The sequence below is a fragment of the Sphingomonas sp. SUN039 genome, assembly GCF_024758725.1.
In the GTDB taxonomy this organism is placed as follows: domain Bacteria; phylum Pseudomonadota; class Alphaproteobacteria; order Sphingomonadales; family Sphingomonadaceae; genus Sphingomonas_O.
This window is the reverse complement of record NZ_CP096972.1, coordinates 733,222-753,099: the sequence shown is the minus strand read 5'-3', so window position 1 is coordinate 753,099 and position 19,878 is coordinate 733,222. Positions and strand designations below refer to the sequence as shown.

The window sequence follows — 19,878 nt, the reverse complement described above, 5'->3', positions numbered from 1 at the left end:
GGCTCAGTTGACGGGCTGCGGCACGCCCGACGCGGCGGCGACTTCGGCCGCGAAGTCGCTCTCGGCCTTTTCGATGCCTTCGCCGAGCTGGAATCGGACATAGTCGACCAGCGCAATGCTGCCGCCTGCGTCCTTCGCCGCAGCCGCGACGACGTCGGCGATCTTCGTCTTGTTATCCATGACGAAAACCTGGCTGAGCAGCGCATTTTCCTTGCGGAACTTCGCAATGGCGCCGTTGACCATTTTCTCGACGACATCGGCCGGCTTGCCGCTTTCGGCGGCCTTTTCCATGGCGATGGCACGTTCGCGGCTGACGAGCGCCTCGTCGAGGCCCTCTTCGTGCAGCGCCGACGGGCTGGCAGCGGCGATGTGCATCGCGAGCTGCTTGCCCAGTGCCTCGATGGCACCGGTGTTCGCATTGCCTTCGAGCGCGACCAGCACGCCGATCTTGCCCATGCCGGGGGCCGCAGCGTTGTGGACATAGCTGACCACCGCACCCTCGTTGACGCTCAGCGTCCGCACGCGGCGCAGCGACTGGTTCTCGCCGATGGTTGCGATGTTGGCGGTCAGCTTGTCCTGCACGCTTCCCTCGCCCATCGGCGCGGCGGCGAGCACGGCAATGTCGTTCGCATCCGTGGCGAGCGCGAGCGCCGTCACGTCGCCGACAAACGCCTGGAACTGGTCGTTCTTGGCCACGAAGTCGGTCTCGGAGTTGACCTCGACGGCCGCCCCCTTGGTCCCCGAAGTCGCGACGCCAACCAGACCTTCGGCAGCCGTACGACCGGCCTTCTTCGCCGCCGTTGCCAGCCCCTTGGTCCGCAGCCAGTCGACCGCGGCATCCATGTCGCCGCCGGTTTCCGACAGCGCCTTTTTGCAGTCCATCATGCCCGCGCCCGAAACATCGCGCAGTTCCTTGACGAGAGCGGCAGTGATCTCGGCCATTTCGATCTTCCTTATTATTGTGCCCCCGCGAAAGCAGGAGCCCGGGCGACAGGCGGTAGCGCTGGTCGCCAAGGCTCCTGCATCCGCAGGAGCACAGAATTGTTACGCTGCGGCTTCTTCGCCGGTCGCTTCGCCAGCAGGCGCTTCGGCAACAGGTGCCTCGACCGCAGCCACTTCGGCCGGAGCCTCAACGACAGCCGGAGCCGCTTCGACCGCAACCGGTGCAGCCTCGGCAACAGCCTCGACCAGCGCAGGTTCGACCGGCGGCTCGACCATCGCGCCGAAGTCCTGACCCTTGGCCTGTGCCGCCTGCGCGCCGTGACGCGTCGCTGCCGTTGCCAGCGCCTCGCAGTAGAGACGGATCGCACGACTGGCGTCGTCGTTCGCGGGGACCGGGAAGGCGATGCCATCGGGCGAGACGTTCGAATCGAGGATCGCAACGACCGGGATACCCAGCACATTCGCTTCCTTGATCGCCAGCTCTTCCTTGTTGGCGTCGATCACGATCATCACGTCGGGAATGCCGCCCATGTCGCGGATGCCGCCCAGCGACAGCTCGAACTTGTCGCGTTCGCGCGTCAGCTGAAGGACTTCCTTCTTGGTAAGGCCCGCCGTGTCACCGGCAAGCTGCTCTTCCATCGCCTTGAACTTCTTGATCGAGTTCGAGATCGTCTTCCAGTTGGTGAGCATGCCGCCCAGCCAGCGGTGGTTGACGAAATGCTGGTTCGAGGCACGCGCCGCGTCGCGGATCGGATCCTGCGCCTGGCGCTTGGTGCCGACGAACAGCACCTTGCCGCCGCCCGCCGCCGTCGCCGCGACAAAATCGAGCGCGCGCGCGAACAGCGGCACGGTCTGCGACAGGTCGAGGATGTGGACGCCGTTACGGTCGCCAAAAATATAGGGTTTCATCTTCGGATTCCAGCGATGCGTCTGGTGACCGAAGTGCGCGCCAGCTTCCAACAGCTGATGCATCGTGACGACAGGTGCCGCCATAGCCAATTCTCCTTACCCGGTTGAACCTCTGGGGAACGGAACCAGACGCAAAGTCCGGCACCGGTATGGTGCTCCCCATGTGGAATGGCGGCGCGCTTAACGGTCGCTATCGCGCTTGACAAGGGTGAAAGATACGAACAAAACATGAACATTGCCGATTCGGGAACAAAGCGAATCAGTAAATGTTCGAACCGGTCAGGGAGTGAAGACGATGATCTATCTCGTATCGATGCTGGGCGTGATGGCACTGCTTGCCGGTGCGCTGGCCGTGATTGCGGTCACGTTGCGCGACCATGCCGATGCCATGGTTGCCGCGCTTGCGGGTCGTTCGATCTCTGCGGCGGCGCTTGTTCCGCCGGTGACGCGCGTGCGGGTAACCGTCAGGACGACGGCGCGCCGTCCATCGTCGTTTCAGTCTCTGCCTCTGCGCGCCGCCGCCTGACTTTGGCATAGCTGCGCATGCTGAACGGTATGAGCGCCACATAGGCGACCGACACGCCGATCAGGGTCCATAGAGGTTCGGCGAACAAGGCCGTCCCGATGAGCGCGAGCAGCAGGATCGCCTCCAGTCGGATGTTGCGCCGTAGCCGGATCGATCCCCAGCTGAACGTCGCGACGTTGGAAATCATGAGTACCGCAACAAAGGCGACCCAAGGCGCAACGACGACGGGCGCGCGGAACCAGTCCTCTCCGGTCACGATCCACAGATAGAGCGGCAGGAAAGCAAGCCCTGCCCCGGCAGGGGCCGGAACCCCGGTGAGAAAGCCCGCCGATTTGTGCGGTTGATCGTCGACATCGATCCGGGCGTTGAACCGAGCCAGTCGAAGCGCCTGGCAGACGACGAACGCCAGCGCGCAGAACCAGCCGAAGCGGGGAAATTGCTGGAGCGACCAGAGATAGACGATCAGCGCCGGCGAAACCCCGAAGGCGATGACATCCGACAGCGAATCGAGTTCCGCACCGAAGCGGCTCTCCCCCCGGAACATCCGGGCGATGCGCCCGTCGACCCCGTCGAGGATTCCGGCGATGATGATCGACCCGATCGCCTTGGTCCAATTATCGAGGGCGAGCGCGCGACATGCCGCCGCAGCCATTTCCCGCGTACAGGTCGCGGGATCGGCCTCGATACCCGCTGCCGCAATCGCAAAGCGGATGCCGGTCAGTCCGAAGCACAGCGCCAGCGCAGTGATCGCGTTCGGCGCGACCGTCCGCAAGGGGATACCGCGCCGGAATGGCGGATTCACTGGCTGACGCCGCCTGCTGCCTGATTGTTGCCGATAGCGCCGAGAATAGTCTCGCCCGCAATCGTGCGCTGCCCCAGCGCCACGCGCGGTGCGGTCCCGGCAGGCAGATAGACGTCGACGCGGCTGCCGAAGCGGATCAGGCCAACCCGCTGCCCTGCGACTACCGTGTCGCCCGGCTTCACGAACGGCACGATCCGCCGCGCAACGAGGCCCGCGATCATCGTATAGCCGATCTTCAATCCGTCGCGCCGCTCGACGAGGATGTGCTGGCGCTCATTGTCCTCGCTCGCCTTGTCGAGATCGGCGTTGAGGAACTTGCCCGAGATATAGACGACTTGCCGGATAATGCCCTCGATCGGCGAGCGCTGGATATGGACGTCGAACACCGACATGAAGATCGACACGCGCGTCATTGTCGTGTCGCCGAGCCCCCCCTCGCCAGCCAGCTCTTTGGGCGGCGGCACATCGCGGATCAGCGTGATCAGGCCATCGGCCGGGGCAATGATCAGGTCGTCGCCCCGGGGCACGCTGCGAATCGGGTCGCGGAAGAACGCGGCGACCCAGATGGTCACGCCCAGCATCGGCCAGGCCAGCGTCTCCCACGCCATGAGCGCAAAGACGAGCGCGATGCCCGCTGCGATGACGACGAACTTGCGCCCGTCGGGATGGACGGAAGGAAAGCGCCAACGGACGCTCGGCGGCCCGTTATGGCCGATTTCAGGTTGCGACATTGTGACTTTGTAGTGACTCAGGGCGCGAACCGCAAACTTTGCGGCGAGAATGTCAGCCCGGTTGATTGCCCGCGCCGCCTTGCCTAGAGCGACCGCGACCTATTCCCCGAGGAAGCACGCATGGCCAAGATCAAGGTGAAAAATCCCGTTGTCGAAATCGACGGCGACGAAATGACGCGGATTATCTGGGAATGGATCCGCGAGCGCCTGATCAAGCCCTACCTCGATATCGACCTGCATTATTACGACCTGGGCGTCGAAAAGCGCGACGAAACCAACGACAAGATCACCGTCGATTCGGCCAACGCCATCGCCAAATACGGCGTCGGGGTGAAATGCGCGACGATCACGCCCGACGAAGACCGGGTGAAAGAGTTCAATCTCAAGAAGATGTGGAAATCGCCGAACGGCACGATCCGCAACATCCTAGGCGGCGTCGTGTTCCGCGAACCCATCGTGATCAAGAATGTCCCGCGCCTTATCCCCGGCTGGACCGACCCCATCGTCGTCGGCCGCCATGCGTTCGGCGACCAGTATCGCGCGACCGATTTCCTCGTCCCCGGGCCCGGCACACTGCGAATGGTTTTCGAAGGCGATGACGGCGCCGTCATCGACGAGGAAGTGTTCAAATTCCCCTCCTCGGGCGTCGCCATGGGCATGTACAATCTGGATGATTCGATTGCCGACTTCGCTCGCGCTTCGATGAACTATGCGCTTGGACGTGGTTGGCCGCTCTACCTGTCGACCAAGAATACGATTCTGAAAGCCTATGACGGCCGCTTCAAGGATTTGTTCGCCGAGGTTTTCGACAAGGAATTCAAGGACCAGTTTGCTGCTGCTGGCATCGTTTACGAACATCGTCTGATCGACGACATGGTCGCGAGCGCGCTCAAATGGTCGGGCAAGTTCGTGTGGGCGTGCAAGAATTACGACGGCGATGTGCAGTCGGACCAGGTCGCGCAGGGCTTCGGCTCGCTCGGCCTCATGACATCGGTATTACTCACTCCGGACGGCAAGACCGTGGAGGCAGAAGCCGCCCACGGCACCGTCACGCGCCATTATCGCCAGCATCAGCAGGGCAAGGCGACCTCGACCAACCCGATCGCCTCGATCTTTGCCTGGACCGGCGGTCTCAAATATCGCGGCAAGTTCGACGAGACGCCCGAAGTCGTTCGCTTCGCCGAAACGCTGGAACGGGTCTGCGTCGCGACTGTCGAGCAAGGGGCGATGACCAAGGATCTCGCGATCCTGATCGGCCCCGACCAGGCGTGGCAAACCACCGAAACATTCTTCGAATCGGTGCGCGCCAATCTCGAAACCGAGATGGGCAGCTGGAGCTAGGCTTTCGGTGAGCGGACGTGTTCCGACCGGAAGCCGATACCGATCACATAAGCCGGAATGCGCTGAAGGACAGGAAAGCGCTGCATCAGGCGCACTTGCCACGGCGCACGAGTAATCTGTACGTTCCTCAGGATGACGCCTGCGATCAACCGGGTTTGCGCGGCACGCTGCATAGACTGTACGAGCCGCGTCGGCAGCATCCGCCGACGCTGGACCTTGTCGAGCAAGCGATCGGCAGATCCGCCCGCCGCCAGCGGCCCCGCTAGGATATTGGCCGCCGCGACCGCATCCTGAATCGCGAGGTTGATCCCGACACCGCCGATGGGTGACATGGCGTGCGCCGCATCGCCGATCACGATCAGGCCAGGCCGGTGCCAGCGGTCGAGCCGGTCGAGCGACACGGTGAGCAGCTTGACCTGATCCCAATCCGTCAATTCATCGGCCGAGCCCGCCAGAAAAGGCGCGGTTCGTGCGACGTCTTCCCGGAAATCGCCAATCCCCGCTGCGCGCAGACGCTCGGCGCTCCCTTTGGCGAATACATAGGCACATTGCCAGTAATCGCCCCGGTCGAGCACCGCGAGTAACCGGCCCGTCGCGATCACGCCCGTGGACCGGTTATCGGGCGTGCGCGTCTTCGACAGTTTGAACCAGAACACGTCGATGGGCGCGCCGAGATCGGTCAGCGGCAGCCCCGACTGGCCGCGCAGGACCGACCGGCGGCCGTCGGCAGCAATGACGAGGCGGCTGCGGTAAGTGCGTTCGACGCCATCCTCAATGCAAGCGACTCCGACGATTTGTCCGTCCTCTTCGATCAGACCGGTTGCCTCCGCATTCATCCGCAATTCGAAAGCGGGGTGGCGGCGGGCGATAGCCGTCACACAATCCAGGAATTCCCACTGCGGCATGAGCGCAATGAAGCGGCATTTGCCCGGAAGATGGCTGAAATCGGCAATCGTCACTTTCTCGCCGCCGACGATGCCCCCCAAGACCTGCGCCTTGTCATGCGGTCGCGCGAGCAACGTGTCGAGTTCGCCGAGCTCGTCGAAAATCCGCAGAGTCGAAGGATGCACCGTGTCCCCACGGAAATCGCGCAGGAAATCGCCATGCTTTTCAAGCACCAGCGTCGAAATGCCCGCGCGCGCGAACAATAACCCCGCCATCATGCCCGCCGGTCCGCCGCCCACGATCACTACGTCAGCCATTGCGTGACATTGCACCCGCCCTGCCCCTAAAGTCGAGCCATGGCGCTCGATCCCTCCTCCGCCGGCCTCAGCGATGCGGTCGTCGTGCTCGGCGCGGCAGGGCTGGTCATTCCGGCGTTCGCACGCCTGCGGATTTCGCCGGTTATCGGATTCATTCTGGTCGGCATCATCGTCGGGCCGTTCGGGCTGGGCACGCTGGTCGATCGCATGCCCTGGCTGTTCTATGTGACGATCAGCGATCCCAAGGCCATGGCCCCGTTTGCAGAATTCGGCATCATCCTGTTGCTGTTTTCGGTCGGACTGGAGCTCAGCTTCCGGCGTTTATGGGCGATGCGGCGGGCGGTGCTGGGCATCGGCGCGGCGGAACTTGTCGGCAATGCGGCGCTCATCACTGCCGCGCTCATCGCCTTCGGTTATCCGCTCAACGCCTCGCTCGGCCTCGGCTTAGCCCTCGCGCTATCGTCGACGGCGCTCGTCCTGCCGATGTCGGGTACGACCAGCGCGGTCGGCAAGCTCGCCTTTGCCATGCTGCTGTTCGAGGATCTGGCGCTGGTGCCGATCATCTTCGGCCTGGGTGCGCTCGGACCGGGCGGCCGCGATCTTGGCGCGATGGGACAAGTGCTCGGCATCGGCATTCTCGTCGTCGTCGGGCTGCTCCTGCTCGGGCGGCTGCTCCTGCCGCGCGCCTTTGCCCAGGCGGCACGGACGCACAGCCCCGAACTGTTCTTGTCGGTAACGCTGCTCGTCGTAATTCTGGCGAGCCTGGCGACGCTGGTCGCAGGCCTGTCGCCGATTGTCGGCGCGCTGATCGCGGGGCTGGTCATCGCCGAAACCGACTATGTCCACGAGGTCGAGGGCGTCATCGCGCCGTTCAAGAATCTCGCGCTCGGTGTGTTCCTGCTCACTGTGGGCATGCAGCTCGACCTCGGGCTGCTGGTCGCGCAATGGCCCGCGCTGCTGGGTGCGGTCGCGATCGTGGTGACTTTGAAGGCGGCATTCACCAGCGGTCTGTTGTGGTTCGGCGGCGCGCGGACGGGGGTCGCGGCGGAGACCGGCATCTTGATGGCGAGTCCGTCCGAACTCACCCTTGTGGTGCTCGGCACTTCGCTCACCGCCGGACTGATCGACGCGCAGACCGCCACCTTCTGGTCGGGGGTCACCGCAATCGGGCTGATCCTCACCCCGCTGCTCGCCGCCATCGGCCACCGCGTCTCGGTACAAATCGGACGCGAGGGGAGCGACGCCGCGCCGCCGCCGGAGGGATCGGTCACCGTCGTGATCGGTTACGGACGCGTCGGCGAGATGGTCGCCGACATGCTCGACGTGCACAACAAGCCGTGGATCGCCATCGAGGCGGACGTCGATGTCGTCGCCGCCGCACGCCGGGCAGGCAAGTCGGTGCGTTATGGCGATGCCGGGCGCAGCGGCGCGACCGAAGCGCTGCACCTCGACCGGGCGGCAGCTGTGGTGCTGACGATGAACGACCCCGTCCAGAATGTGCGGCTGGCGCGGCGGCTGCGCGCCGATCACCCCGAGCTGACCATCGTCGCCCGCGCCCGCGATGCGGGTCATGCGGCGGAACTCTATCGCGCCGGAGTGACCGATGCGGTGCCGGAGACGCTCGAATCGTCGCTGCAACTGTCGGAAGCGGTACTTGTCGATCTGGGCGTCGCCATGGGCCCGGTGATCGCGAGCATTCATCAGAAGCGCGACGACCTGCGCGCGGAGATCAAGGATGCCGGGGGACTGAGCGAGAAGCCGAGGTTGAAGGCGCTTTAGCAACCCGTCGCCCCGGACTTGATCCGGGGCTTGGCTTCTTCTTCGCAGACATCGAAATGAACAAAAGCCTAGGCCCGGATCAAGTCCGGGCAGACGAGTCAAAAAAAGCTGGCCTAGGCTGAGACTGCGGCGCCCGCTATTACTGACTTAATCGCCTCAATCGCCTCGTTCGCTGCAGCACCATTCGGCCCGCCGCCCTGCGCCATGTCGGGGCGTCCACCGCCGCCCTGCCCGCCGAGCGCCGCAACCGCCGCCTTGACGAGATCGACCGCGCTCAGCCGGTCCTTCAGATCGTCCGTGACGCCGACCGCGACCGAGGCGCGGCCTTCGACGACCGTCACCACTGCCGCGACGCCCGAACCGAGCCGCGTCTTGGCTTCGTCGATCAGGCCGCGCAGCCCCTTGGGATCGAAGCCGTCGAGCAACTGCCCCTCGAACTTCACGCCCGCGATGTCTTCGACCGCCGGTCCCGCGCCGCTGCCGCCGCCGGTTGCCAGCGCCTTTTTCGCCTCCGACAGTTCGCGTTCGAGCTTCTTCTGCGCCTCGACCAGCGCCGCGACGCGCTGCGGCACATCGTCAGGCGCGGCCTTCAGCAGCGCGGCGGCTTCTTTCAGCCGGTCCTCGCGGGCGGTCAGCCAGTGGCGTGCGGCCTCGCCGGTCAGCGCCTCGATACGGCGAACGCCCGAGGAGACCGCGCTTTCGGACACGATCTTGAACAACGCGATATCGCCCAGCGCGGTGACGTGTGTCCCGCCGCACAGCTCGACCGAATAGGGCGCGTCCGCCCCCTGCCCCATCGACAACACGCGAACCTCCTCGCCGTATTTCTCGCCGAACAGCGCCAGCGCGCCCGCCGCCACCGCATCGTCAGGCGTCATCAGCCGCGTCGTCACTGCGTCGTTCTCACGGATGCGCGCGTTCACTTCCGCCTCGACATGCGCGATATCGGCGGGGGTGAGCGCGGCATTGTGCGCGAAGTCGAAGCGCAGGCGGTCGGGGGCGACCAGACTGCCCTTTTGCGTGACATGCCCGCCGAGGCGATTGCGGAGCGCGGCGTGGAGCAAGTGCGTCGCGGAGTGATTGGCGCGCAGCTGCGTCCGCCGCGCGACGTCGATGCCCAGTGTCACGCTGTCGCCGACCGCGATCCGTCCGCGCTCGACAACCGCCTGATGTGCGTGCAGCCGCCCGAGCGGCTTCGACGTGTCCTCGACCAGTACCGACAGTCCGTTTCCGCCGGTAATCCGCCCCGCGTCGCCCATCTGGCCGCCGCTTTCGCCGTAGAATGGCGTCTGGTTGGTGAGAATCGTCACCGCCTCGCCCGCTTCGGCGCTGGTGACGCGCGCGCCATCCCTAACCAGCGCCACTACTTCGCCGTCGCTGGTGTCGCCCGAATAGCCGGTGAATTCGGTGCCGCCGAGTTCGTCGGCGATGTCGAACCAGATATCGGCCGAGGCGCTTGCCCCCGATCCCTTCCACGCCGCGCGGGCCGCGGCCTTTTGCGCGGCCATTGCGGTGTCGAATCCGGCGCGGTCGACACCGATCTGCCGCGCGCGCAACGCATCCTCGGTCAGGTCATAGGGGAAGCCATAGGTGTCGTAGAGCTTGAACGCGGTCTCGCCGGGGAGTGTGTCGCCCGCGCCGAGCGCTGCGGTGGCCTCGTCGAGCAGGCCGAGGCCGTTGCGGAGCGTCTGGCGGAAGCGGGTTTCCTCCTGCAGCAGGGTCGCCTCGATCGCCGCCTGCCCGCGCACCAGTTCGGGAAACGCCCCGCCCATTTCGGCGACGAGGCTGGGCACCAGCCGGTGCATCAGCGGATCCTTCGCGCCCAGCAGATGCGCGTGGCGCATCGCGCGGCGCATGATCCGGCGCAGGACATAACCCCGCCCTTCGTTGGCGGGCAGCACGCCATCGGCGACGAGGAAGCTCGACGCGCGCAGATGGTCGGCGATGATGCGGTGCGAGCCCTGGTTTGCGCCTGTGGTTGCCGTCCGCGTCAGCTCGCCACTCTCGTGGATCAGCGCCTTGAAGGTGTCGGTGTCGTAATTGTCGTGCACGCCCTGCATGACGGCGGCGATGCGTTCCAGCCCCATGCCGGTGTCGATGCTAGGGCGCGGCAGGTCGACGCGTTCTTCCAGTGTCACCTGCTCATATTGCATGAACACCAAATTCCAGATTTCGACGAAGCGGTCGCCGTCCTCGTCGGGACTGCCGGGCGGTCCGCCGGGGATGTGGTCGCCATGGTCGTAAAAGATTTCGGAACACGGCCCGCACGGCCCGGTGTCGCCCATCGCCCAGAAATTGTCCTTGGTCGGGATGCGGATGATGCGCGCGTCGGGCAGGCCCGCGATCTTCTTCCACAGGTCGAACGCCTCGTCGTCGGTATGATAGACGGTGACGGTCAGTCGGTCCGGATCGAGCCCCCATTCGCGGGTGACGAGGTTCCACGCGAGCGTAATCGCGCGTTCCTTGAAATAGTCGCCGAACGAGAAATTCCCGAGCATTTCGAAGAACGTATGGTGGCGCGCGGTATAGCCGACATTGTCGAGGTCGTTGTGCTTGCCCCCCGCGCGTACGCATTTCTGGCTCGACGTCGCGGTGACATAGGGACGGCTTTCGAGGCCGGTGAACACATTCTTGAACGGCACCATGCCCGCATTGACGAACATCAAGGTCGGGTCGTTGTGCGGCACCAGCGGCGCGGACGGCACGCGCGCATGGCCTTCGTTCGCGAAATAATCGAGAAAGGAGCGGCGGATGTCGTTCGTCGAGGTCATGATGTGCGCTTAGGGGAGAGCAGGGGTTGGCTCAAGCGGCAGGAGATTTGGGCGCGACCTTCGGTGCGAACCCAATGTCAACAATTGGAGAAGTGCTGAGTTCACGGGCTAGAACCCTCTGCACAATTTCGTTCACGGCCTCTGCATAATGATGAGCCCAAACTGGCCACACCACCCTTAGCAGGTCCGCATGATAGCCGAGTTGATCCTCGACCGTGCGTAGCCAGGCCGATCGCGAGATTCCCCTCGTTTCAGCCGACAAGACCAGTTGCTCCATCGCGAATAGTACATAAGACATAAACCAGAGAGCCTTCTCGCCCTTGATCGTCGGACTTTCAAGAATGGTCTCGAAAGTCAGTGGTGAAATGAATTTCACCATCATGTATGACGAGCTTAGTTCGGGATGCTCAATACAAAGTCGCATGTAATCCTTGTGAGCGTCAAATGCTGTGGTTTGCCGCGAAACGCGGCCACTATAAATCGTCTGGATCAGCACGGCGATCAACGAAAGGCTAGCTATTAAAAGACCTAGACCGCCTGCCAAACCACCAATCACGGTCGCAACGGGAACCAACTGCTCCCAGAAAGTTGCGGCTTTAGACATTCAATCCCCCTACCGACGCTTTTTCGACTTCGGTCAATCCGCCGGCTATTCGATCGAGCGCTGCGGTTCGCTGAACCATTTCGGGCCGGCCTCGGTCATGTGGAAACAATCCTCGATGCGGACGCCGAATTTGCCCGGCGCGTAGATGCCAGGTTCGTTCGAGAAGCACATGCCGGGTGCCAGCGGCGTCGTCTCGCCATGGACGAGGTTCACCGGCTCGTGCCCGTCCATGCCGATCCCGTGGCCGGTGCGATGCGGGGTGCCGGGGAGTTTATAGCGCGGGCCATAGCCCATGCGTTCGTAGGCACCACGCACTGCATCGTCGACCGACCCAGCAGCCGCGCCGAGTTTGGCGGCGGCAAAGGCAATGCGTTGCCCCTCCTGCACCTGACCGAAGACTTTGCGCTGTTCGGTATTCGCGCCGCCGAGCACGAAAGTGCGCGAAATGTCCGACTGGTAGCCGCCGACCGAACAGCCGCAATCGATCAGGATGATCTCCTGTTTCACCACATGCTGCGGCTTGTGCGAGCCGTGCGGATAGGCGCTGGCCTCGCCGAGCAGCACCAGCCCGCCATCGGCCTCGCCACCCAGCGCCTTGGTCGCGGCCACGATCAGCGCGGTGATGTCGGCGGGCGTCATGCCTACTTCGGTGCGGGCGATGGCGTGATTTATCGCGCGGACCGTGACATCCGACGCGGCCTGCATCAGCGCGATTTCGGCCGACGTCTTGATCATCCGGCACCCGCGCACAACGGGGTTGGCGGAGACAAGCTTCGCGGCGGGGAGCGCGTGCGCGAGGCCATCGCTGGCGAAATAGCGCACGGTTTCCTCGATACCGATGGGCCGCTTGGCCAGCCCGCGCGATTTCAGGAACGCGGCGACCAGCGCGACGGGGCTTTCATCCTCCTGCCAGACCTTCACATCCGCAGACACCCCAAGCGTTTCGTGAATCGAGGGTTCCTCGAAAAACGGCGTTACGATGCAGGGCGTCCCCTCGACAGGGATGACGACGCAGGTCAGCCGCTCGCTGCGCCACCATTGCACACCAGTGAAATAATCGAGGCTCGACCCCGCCTCGATCAGGATCGCGCCAATGCCCGCGCGCCGCATCAGGCCCTGTGCCTTGGCAATCCGCGCCGCGCGATCGGCGGGGCCGATGCGGGGGACGTCACCGGTAATCGACGCGAGTTCGGGTGCGGCGGCCCATGCGGGGAATGCGGCAAGCGCCAGCCCTGCCCCACCCGTTGCCAATATCTGTCGCCGGTTGATCATGAGCCACCTCCGTTACGGACATAGAGCGCCGCGAGTTCGCGCACCAGCTTGGCAGCGAGGATCGCGGTGACTCCTGTCGGGTCGCGCGGCGGGCACAGCTCGACGATATCGGCTCCGACCAACGGCGCGGTCTGGCGGTCGAGCACCGCCAGCACTTCGCGCACCGTCAGCCCGCCGGGTTCGAGGTGGGCGACGCCGGGCGCGACGCTCGGGTCGAACCCGTCCATGTCGATGCTGATGTAGAGCGGGCCGTCGAGAATGGGGACGGCATCGACCGAAAAGTGCCGCATCTCGATAACCTCGACACCGAAACGCGCCGCTTGCTCGCGGCAGTGGCGGTTCAGCGTGCGGATGCCGACTTGCACGAGGCGCTTGGCGTGTCCCGCCTCCAGAATGCGCGCGAACGGCGACGCGTGGCTGCGCGGGTCATCGCCGTAACTGTCATAGAGATCGGGGTGCGCGTCGAAGTGCAGTATAGTCAGCGGACCATGCGCGGTATCGAGCGCGGCCACGACCGGAACCGTGATGGCATGGTCGCCGCCGAGCACGAGCGGCATCGCATTCGCGGCCATTGCGTCGATGACCGCGTTGAACAGCAACGCGTCGTCGGTGGCGGTCGATGCCAATGTGTCGGCAAGCGGCACATCGCTCCGGTCGTCGATCTGCAGGTCTATACCGAGTTCGACGCCCGATTCAGCGGCGGCATTGCCATGATCGCTGGAGAGCGCCGCGCGGATCGCTGCCGGCGCCAACGCGGCGCCGCGAATGAAGGACGAGTGGCAGTCGGTCGGTGCACCGATCAGCGCGACGACCGGTAACGAAAGTGACGTCATGCCGTCGCACGCCACAGCCACGCCGATGCAGGGAAACGGACTTCCCCGCCTTCGATATGCCCTTGCAGCCAAGTTTTGAGACGCGGTTCCAACGCTTGGCGCGCCGCCACGTCGAGCGTTGCGATATGCCGCGCAGCAGGTCCGATCCGCATGAAGAAATCGAGCGCGTCACCGACCGGATCGTCCCCGCCACCCGCGACATAGCGATAGTCGATCCGTTCGGATGTCGCGTTCTGCCAGCCCGATGCATCGAGTATCGCGTGCACACGATCCGCCTCGGCAAAGGCAAACGGCCCGGGTGCATAAGGATCGACCGGCAGCGGCGCGCCGATCAGTTCGGCAAGCTCGCTAGCCCAAAAATTATCCGCGCGCGCCGCGAAACAGGTGAAGGCAAGCGGGGCGTGCGGAGCCATAAGACTGCGGAGGTGGGTGAACGCCGCCACTGGGTCGTCGAAGAACATCACGCCGTGACGCGAGAGCGCGGCGTCGAAGAGAGCAGCGCCCTGCCAGTTGCTTGCATCACCTGTGGCGTAGGACAGATTGGACTGCCCCGCACCACGTTCGCGCGCTGCCGCAACCAATTCGTCCGACAGGTCGAGGCCGGTCACATCGAGATCGGGCCGCTCGCTCGCGAGCCGCAACGCGGTTTCACCCGCACCGCAACCTATATCGAGGACACTGCGCCGCGTCGTAAGGGCAAGCGGTGGGAGGGTGCTGCTAACGGCTTCGACGAGATGCCCGGTCAGTTCGGCAAAGCTGCGGTCGGTGCGGACCCATTCGGCAGCCCAGCTTCCGCCGACGCGCCCGCGCCATTCTTCGCCTGCCAGATTTTCGACCGATGTCATTATGGCTGCTCCCTCTGGAGCCGACGCCTAACACAGATCGGCGTGTTGGGCAGAGAACACGACCGCTATCGTTTAAAGGTCTCGTCATTGCGAGCGCAGCGAAGCAATCCAGCGCCTCTCGCGACGAAGTGGGTTGCTTCGCTGCGCTCGCAATGACGAGTTATTCGGTAACCCAGACCGCAAGTTCGCAGCCGCCGGGTTCGCGGAAGTGAAAGCGCCGCCCGCCGGGGAAAGCAAAGATATCACGGGTGAGTGTTCCGCCTGCCGCAATAACGTCGCTGCGAGATGCTTCGAGGTCGTCGACGCGGATTACCGCGAGCGGCGCGGTGGCGGATTCACCCGGGTCGCTGTCGAGACCGATATCGGTGTCGCCGGTTGTCGTCGCGGCATAGCTTGGACCGAATGCCGTCAGCGTCCAGCCGAACGCCGCCTCGAAGAAAGTCTTCGAGGCCGCGCAATCGGTGACCGGAAATTCGACGTAATCGAGGCGAGCTTTGCCCATGACCTAGGCGTCGTCGTCGGCGCTGGGACCGACCATCAGCGCTTCGGCAACGTCGTCGGTCTTGCTGCGGATCGCCTTTTCGATGCGGTCGGCAATCTCGGGGTTCTCGGTCAGATAGACCTTCGAATTCTCGCGGCCCTGCCCGACGCGGATCGAGTCATAACTGAACCAGGCGCCCGATTTCTCGACGATTCCGGCCTTGACGCCCAGATCGAGGATTTCGCCGACCTTGGAGATGCCCTGCCCGTACATGATGTCGAATTCGACCTGTTTGAACGGCGGCGCTACCTTGTTCTTGACGACTTTCACGCGCGTGGTGTTGCCGACGATGTCCTCGCGGTCCTTGATCTGGCCGGTGCGGCGGATGTCGAGGCGAACGCTCGCATAGAATTTGAGCGCATTACCGCCGGTCGTCGTCTCGGGCGAGCCGTACATCACGCCGATCTTCATGCGGATCTGGTTGATGAAGATGACGGTGCACTTCGACCGGCTGATCGACCCGGTGATCTTGCGGAGTGCCTGGCTCATCAGGCGGGCCTGCAGGCCGACATGGCTGTCGCCCATCTCGCCCTCGATTTCGGCGCGCGGGACGAGCGCGGCGACCGAATCGATCACCAGCACATCGACCGCGTTCGAACGGACGAGCGTGTCGCAAATCTCGAGCGCCTGTTCGCCGGTGTCGGGCTGCGACACGATCAGCTCGTCGATGTTGACGCCGAGTTTCTTGGCATAGACCGGATCGAGCGCATGTTCGGCGTCGATGAACGCGGCGGTACCGCCCGCCTTTTGCGCCTCGGCAATCGCGTGCAGCGCCAGCGTGGTTTTGCCCGAGCTTTCCGGCCCGAAAATCTCGACGATACGTCCCTTGGGCAAGCCGCCGATGCCGAGCGCGATGTCGAGGCCCAGCGACCCGGTCGACACTGCCTCGATCTGCATCGCCTCACGCGAGCCCAGCTTCATCGCCGAGCCCTTGCCGAACGCGCGGTCGATCTGCGCGAGCGCCGCTTCCAGCGCGCGCTGCCGGTCGGTGGGTGCTGTTGTTGCCATATCGCCGCTGATTACCTTGAGCTGAGCCGCCATTGCCGTTCCTCCTAACCGGTCGGCGCATCGGGTCAACGCGCCATTTCGGTCGTGTATCGCGTTTGTTCTTGCGGAACAAGAGGGGAACTCGGATTTTTGTGCAGCGTGATCTGCAGCGGTGCCTAGCTGCCCCTCTCGCCCTAGTAAAAACTATGCCCCCGATTGTCGGGAAGCAGAATTTTATGGATCGACGCCGGTCGTACCTCCTCGGCTTCGAGTTCCAATCTGGCCAACCCGTTTGCGATCCAGCCGGTTTGTCGATCCAGATTCTCCCGCACGCGACGGAACGCCGTCATACTGGCCGACTGTTCGGTCCGGGCCATAATATACCTGTGGCAGTAAAATCCGGACGCGCGACTTGCGCCGGATTCGACCGCATCGGCAATCCATTCCAGTTTTCCGTGAACGAATACGTAAAAACAGCGCATTTTCAGTATCTCAACGAGTGCGGCGATGTCCGCAGGCAGATCGAAGCATCGTCTTCCTTTGCGCCTTACCTTCTTCTTTGCGTCTTCGCGTTAAATCGTTGCTCTCCTTCGGGCGAGCACCGGTGCTGCGACGGTGCGCCGTTGTTTCACGCGAAGGCGCAAAGAAGAAGGAAAAGACGCGAAGAGGAAGGGGGCTTCGCCCGGACCAGCCGCACCGGGTCGGGTTTCACAAAACGGGGCGAGGCAGCCGTTGCAGCAGGGTGGGGTTCACCCGAAGCCCCTGAAAATTCAGTTCTTGCCGCTTCATTCCCGCGAAAGCGGGCACATGGCTCGTGCCGGTCCTTCGGGAGTTGGGTTCCCGCTTACGCGGGAATGACGGGGGACGGGCTGCCCTTTTCGGGGCTTCGGGTGAACCACCCTTCTTCCCTTCTACAACGCCAGCGTCGCCTGCACCGCTTCGGCCAGCGCCTTCACCGAGAACGGTTTCGGGATGAACCCCATCCGGTCGAGGTCGATCGTTTTCCGCAGCTGTTCCTCGGCATAGCCCGACATGAACAGGATCGGCAGGTCGGGGAACTCCGCCCGCGCCGCGCGGCCCAGCGTCGGGCCGTCCATCGTCGGCATGACGACGTCGGAGACGATCAGGTCGATCTTCGTGCCGGTGCCCAGGATCGCCATCGCTTCCTCGCCGTGCGCGGCGGTGAGTACCGTGTAGCCGTGGCGCACGAGCGCGCGTTCGGCGACCGCGCGGACCATGTCTTCGTCCTCGACGAGCAGGATCGTGCCGGTGCCCCAGAGCTCGGCGGGCTTGGCGGCGGGGGTGGCGACGGGCGCGGGTTTGGCTTCGGCCTCGAAATGGACGGGCAGGAACACCGAAAAGGTCGTGCCCTGCCCCAGTTCGGAATCGGCGAAGATGAACCCGCCCGATTGCTTGACGATGCCATAGACGGTGGAGAGGCCGAGGCCCGTTCCCTTCCCCACGTCCTTGGTCGTGAAGAAGGGTTCGAAGATTTTCGAAAGGTTTTCGGGTGCGATGCCGGTGCCGGTGTCGGACACGCTGAGCGCGGTGTAATCGGCGACGGGCAGGAAGTCGCTGTCGAGCTTGCGGACTTCGTCGGCGGTGACGCGGTAGGTCTTGAGCGTCACCTTCCCGGCCTTGTCGCCCTTGGCCTGAATGGCGTCGCGGGCGTTGACGACCAGATTGACGATGACCTGTTCGATCTGGCCCGGGTCGGCGCGCACCGCGCCCAGCGCGCGGCCGTGGTTGATGACGAGGTCGACGGTCTCGCCCAGCAGGCGCTGGAGCAGGTTCGAAACTTCGGACACTACGTCAGGTAACTGAAGCACTTGCGGGCGTAACGTCTGTTGCCGTGAGAAGGCGAGCAATTGCCGCGTCAGCCCCGCCGCGCGGTTCGAATTGTTGCGGATTTGCTGGATATCGTCGTAATCGCTGTCGCCCGGCGTGTGGCGCATCAGCATCAGGTCGCAATGGCCGAGGATGCCGGTCAGGATATTGTTGAAATCATGCGCGACGCCGCCCGCGAGCTGGCCGACCGCCTGCATCTTGGTGGCTTGGGCGACTTGGCGCTGGAGTTTCGATTCCTCGCTATTGTCCTTGAGGCTTAGCAGCACTGCCGCCTCACCCAGCCCGCGCGCGCCCGCGATAGTCAGCGCGACGGGGTCGTCGGGCCGGTCCTTCAGACGCACCGCAATGTCGCCCGAAACCGCTTGTCCATTGGCAAAGCGGCGCACGGCGTCGGCGACGGCGGCCTTGTCCTCGCGGATGACGAGGTCGCCGGGATAGACGGGGGTGGCATTGGGTGCGACGCCCGCCGCGCGAACGAAAGCGTCGTTCAGATAGAGAAACCGCCCGTCGCGGTCGGCAAGCGCCAACCCGAGTGGGAGCATCGACAACAGCATCTGCAGTGGAACGTCGGTGCCCGTGCCGCTGCCCCCCTCATCGTCGATCAGCACGATGATGCGGTCGCCGTCCTCGCGGCCCGTATCGAGCGGAATCTGGAGCAGCCGCAGCGGCAGGCCTGTCAGCCCTTCCTGCGCAAACCGGATCGCGCCGTCGCTCGACGAAGTCAGCAGGGTCACGAAATCGCGGCCCGCAATCGGGGCATCGGTGCGGCCGGTGGCACGCAGGATCATCACGCGATTGGCGGCGCGCACCCGCCCCTCGCCGCCGATCAGCGCAATCATGATGCCCGCCGCGCCCAGCCTGTCGCCCCAGCCGGTGTCGAGCAGCGCGGGCAGAGCGGCGGCGGGATTGCCTTCGACCCCCTCGCGGAACCGCCAGACGAGGCAATCGTCGCCCTGCCCGCTGCGCGCGATGTCGAGCGTGACATTGCGGGTGGCGATGCGGGCGGTGAGCGCGAGATGCCCGTCACGCCACGCCGCGCGGCCTGCGCCGACGAGATCGGCCCGTTCGGCGCCCAGGTCAGTCGGCACCGCGCTGCCAAACCACTGGTCATAGAGCGCATTCGTGCACACCAGTCGCCCGTTGCGGTCGATGACGGCCAACGCCGTTTCGCCATTGTCGGCGGCGTCGCGGACCAGCGCCCAGTCGGTCATCCGCTCGGCGCGCGCGGGTGGGGGATAGAGATGGCGGGCGAGCAGGAGCAACACGCCGAGCGCGATCACCGTGCCGCCGAACGCGGCGGCAATGGCTGGCTGGCCGACCGCCTTGAACACGATCCAGCCCGACAGGATGGCCCCGCCCGCGACCGCCGCGCCGACGAGTCGGTCGGCAGTCTGCGCGGGGATGCGCGCGGCGATCTTGGCGAGCTGGGCGGGGGCAGCGTTCATCCGCGATCCCGCAAAATGCGCGCGGATTCGCGTTTCCAGTCCTTTTCCTTCTCGTATTCGCGCTTGTCCTGATGCTTGCGGCCCTTGCCGATGGCGAGCTCGACCTTGGCGCGCCCGCGACCGTTGAAATAGATCGACAGCGGGACCAGCGTCATCCCCTCGCGCGAAATCGCCTTGTGCAGTTTCTCGATCTCGCGCTCGTTGAGCAGCAATTTACGCGGGCGTTTCGGTTCGTGGTTTTCGCGGTTGCCGTGGCTGTATTCGGGCACGTTGGAGTTGACGAGCCACACCTCGCCGCCCTTCACTTCGGCGTAGGATTCGGCAATCGACCCCTCGCCGAAACGCAGCGATTTCACCTCGGTGCCGGTCAGCATGATCCCCGCTTCATAGGTGTCCTCGATGGCATAGTCGTACCGCGCGCGCCGGTTCTCGGCGACGGTCTTGGCTTTCACTTGTTCGGGACGGGGGCGGGCCATAGCGTGGCGGCATTTAGGGCGCTC

The 19,878-nt window shown here is 64.5% G+C and carries 17 protein-coding genes; 3 read left to right on the top strand and 14 right to left on the bottom strand.

Annotation, left to right across the window (positions count from 1 at the left end):
* Positions 1-3 precede the first annotated feature (3 nt).
* Together tsf and rpsB are read right to left on the bottom strand one after the other, a co-directional pair.
* Positions 4-942, bottom strand: a complete 939-nt coding sequence (gene tsf / locus M0209_RS03740) for a translation elongation factor Ts (RefSeq protein WP_258886963.1) — start codon at positions 940-942, stop codon at positions 4-6.
* A 102-nt stretch (positions 943-1,044) separates the two neighbouring features.
* A complete protein-coding gene (gene rpsB, locus M0209_RS03735) occupies positions 1,045-1,935 on the bottom strand; it encodes a 30S ribosomal protein S2 (protein ID WP_258886962.1) in 891 nt (296 codons plus the stop codon).
* A 211-nt stretch (positions 1,936-2,146) separates the two neighbouring features.
* On the opposite strand from rpsB, the gene M0209_RS03730 reads away from it, so the two are divergent.
* On the top strand, positions 2,147-2,377 hold the full coding sequence (locus tag M0209_RS03730) for a hypothetical protein (protein WP_258886961.1): 231 nt from the start codon (positions 2,147-2,149) through the stop codon (positions 2,375-2,377).
* On the opposite strand, the gene M0209_RS03725 is transcribed toward M0209_RS03730, so the two are convergent.
* Together M0209_RS03725 and M0209_RS03720 are read right to left on the bottom strand one after the other, a co-directional pair.
* Positions 2,316-3,179: a phosphatidylcholine/phosphatidylserine synthase gene (locus M0209_RS03725; protein ID WP_258886960.1), complete on the bottom strand. Its 864-nt coding sequence runs from the start codon at positions 3,177-3,179 to the stop codon at positions 2,316-2,318. The two genes, M0209_RS03730 and M0209_RS03725, sit on opposite strands and share 62 nt — an antisense overlap.
* Positions 3,176-3,910: a phosphatidylserine decarboxylase gene (locus M0209_RS03720; RefSeq protein ID WP_258886959.1), complete on the bottom strand. Its 735-nt coding sequence runs from the start codon at positions 3,908-3,910 to the stop codon at positions 3,176-3,178. Before M0209_RS03720 ends, M0209_RS03725 begins: the two co-directional genes overlap by 4 nt.
* Before the next feature lie 120 nt (positions 3,911-4,030).
* Between M0209_RS03720 and M0209_RS03715 the strand changes: the two genes are divergently transcribed.
* The gene (locus M0209_RS03715; protein ID WP_258886958.1) at positions 4,031-5,251 is read left to right on the top strand and encodes an NADP-dependent isocitrate dehydrogenase; all 1,221 of its coding nucleotides are present in this window, start codon (positions 4,031-4,033) and stop codon (positions 5,249-5,251) included.
* Here M0209_RS03715 and M0209_RS03710 read toward each other — a convergent pair.
* Complete coding sequence (locus M0209_RS03710) at positions 5,248-6,453, bottom strand: FAD-dependent oxidoreductase (RefSeq protein ID WP_258886957.1); 1,206 nt, start codon at positions 6,451-6,453, stop codon at positions 5,248-5,250. The two genes, M0209_RS03715 and M0209_RS03710, sit on opposite strands and share 4 nt — an antisense overlap.
* A 39-nt stretch (positions 6,454-6,492) precedes the next feature.
* On the opposite strand from M0209_RS03710, the gene M0209_RS03705 reads away from it, so the two are divergent.
* Positions 6,493-8,232: a cation:proton antiporter gene (locus M0209_RS03705; RefSeq protein ID WP_258886956.1), complete on the top strand. Its 1,740-nt coding sequence runs from the start codon at positions 6,493-6,495 to the stop codon at positions 8,230-8,232.
* Positions 8,233-8,345: 113 nt separating this feature from the next.
* Here M0209_RS03705 and alaS read toward each other — a convergent pair whose 3' ends face one another.
* The 9 genes from alaS to smpB all read right to left on the bottom strand — a co-directional run bounded on the left by alaS (position 8,346) and on the right by smpB (position 19,854).
* Positions 8,346-11,003: an alanine--tRNA ligase gene (alaS, locus tag M0209_RS03700; RefSeq protein ID WP_258886955.1), complete on the bottom strand. Its 2,658-nt coding sequence runs from the start codon at positions 11,001-11,003 to the stop codon at positions 8,346-8,348.
* A gap of 31 nt (positions 11,004-11,034) precedes the next feature.
* On the bottom strand, positions 11,035-11,607 hold the full coding sequence (locus tag M0209_RS03695; protein ID WP_258886954.1) for a hypothetical protein: 573 nt from the start codon (positions 11,605-11,607) through the stop codon (positions 11,035-11,037).
* A gap of 45 nt (positions 11,608-11,652) precedes the next feature.
* Entirely contained in the window at positions 11,653-12,879 is a 1,227-nt protein-coding gene (locus M0209_RS03690; RefSeq protein WP_258886953.1) for a Xaa-Pro peptidase family protein, read from the bottom strand.
* Positions 12,876-13,712, bottom strand: coding sequence for an arginase family protein (locus tag M0209_RS03685; protein ID WP_258886952.1), 837 nt, complete (start codon positions 13,710-13,712; stop codon positions 12,876-12,878). The genes M0209_RS03690 and M0209_RS03685 overlap by 4 nt, the downstream gene beginning before the upstream one ends.
* Complete coding sequence (locus M0209_RS03680; protein WP_258886951.1) at positions 13,709-14,557, bottom strand: trans-aconitate 2-methyltransferase; 849 nt, start codon at positions 14,555-14,557, stop codon at positions 13,709-13,711. Before M0209_RS03680 ends, M0209_RS03685 begins: the two co-directional genes overlap by 4 nt.
* Before the next feature lie 160 nt (positions 14,558-14,717).
* Positions 14,718-15,059: a VOC family protein gene (locus M0209_RS03675; RefSeq protein WP_258886950.1), complete on the bottom strand. Its 342-nt coding sequence runs from the start codon at positions 15,057-15,059 to the stop codon at positions 14,718-14,720.
* 3 nt (positions 15,060-15,062) lie between these two features.
* Positions 15,063-16,139, bottom strand: coding sequence for a recombinase RecA (gene recA, locus M0209_RS03670; RefSeq protein ID WP_258886949.1), 1,077 nt, complete (start codon positions 16,137-16,139; stop codon positions 15,063-15,065).
* An 857-nt stretch (positions 16,140-16,996) separates the two neighbouring features.
* Positions 16,997-19,378, bottom strand: a complete 2,382-nt coding sequence (locus tag M0209_RS03665; protein WP_258886948.1) for an ATP-binding protein — start codon at positions 19,376-19,378, stop codon at positions 16,997-16,999.
* Positions 19,375-19,854 carry an SsrA-binding protein SmpB gene (gene smpB, locus M0209_RS03660; protein ID WP_258886947.1) on the bottom strand — a complete coding sequence of 160 codons (480 nt, stop codon included), beginning with the start codon at positions 19,852-19,854 and terminating at the stop codon, positions 19,375-19,377. Before smpB ends, M0209_RS03665 begins: the two co-directional genes overlap by 4 nt.
* Positions 19,855-19,878: the final 24 nt, after the last annotated feature.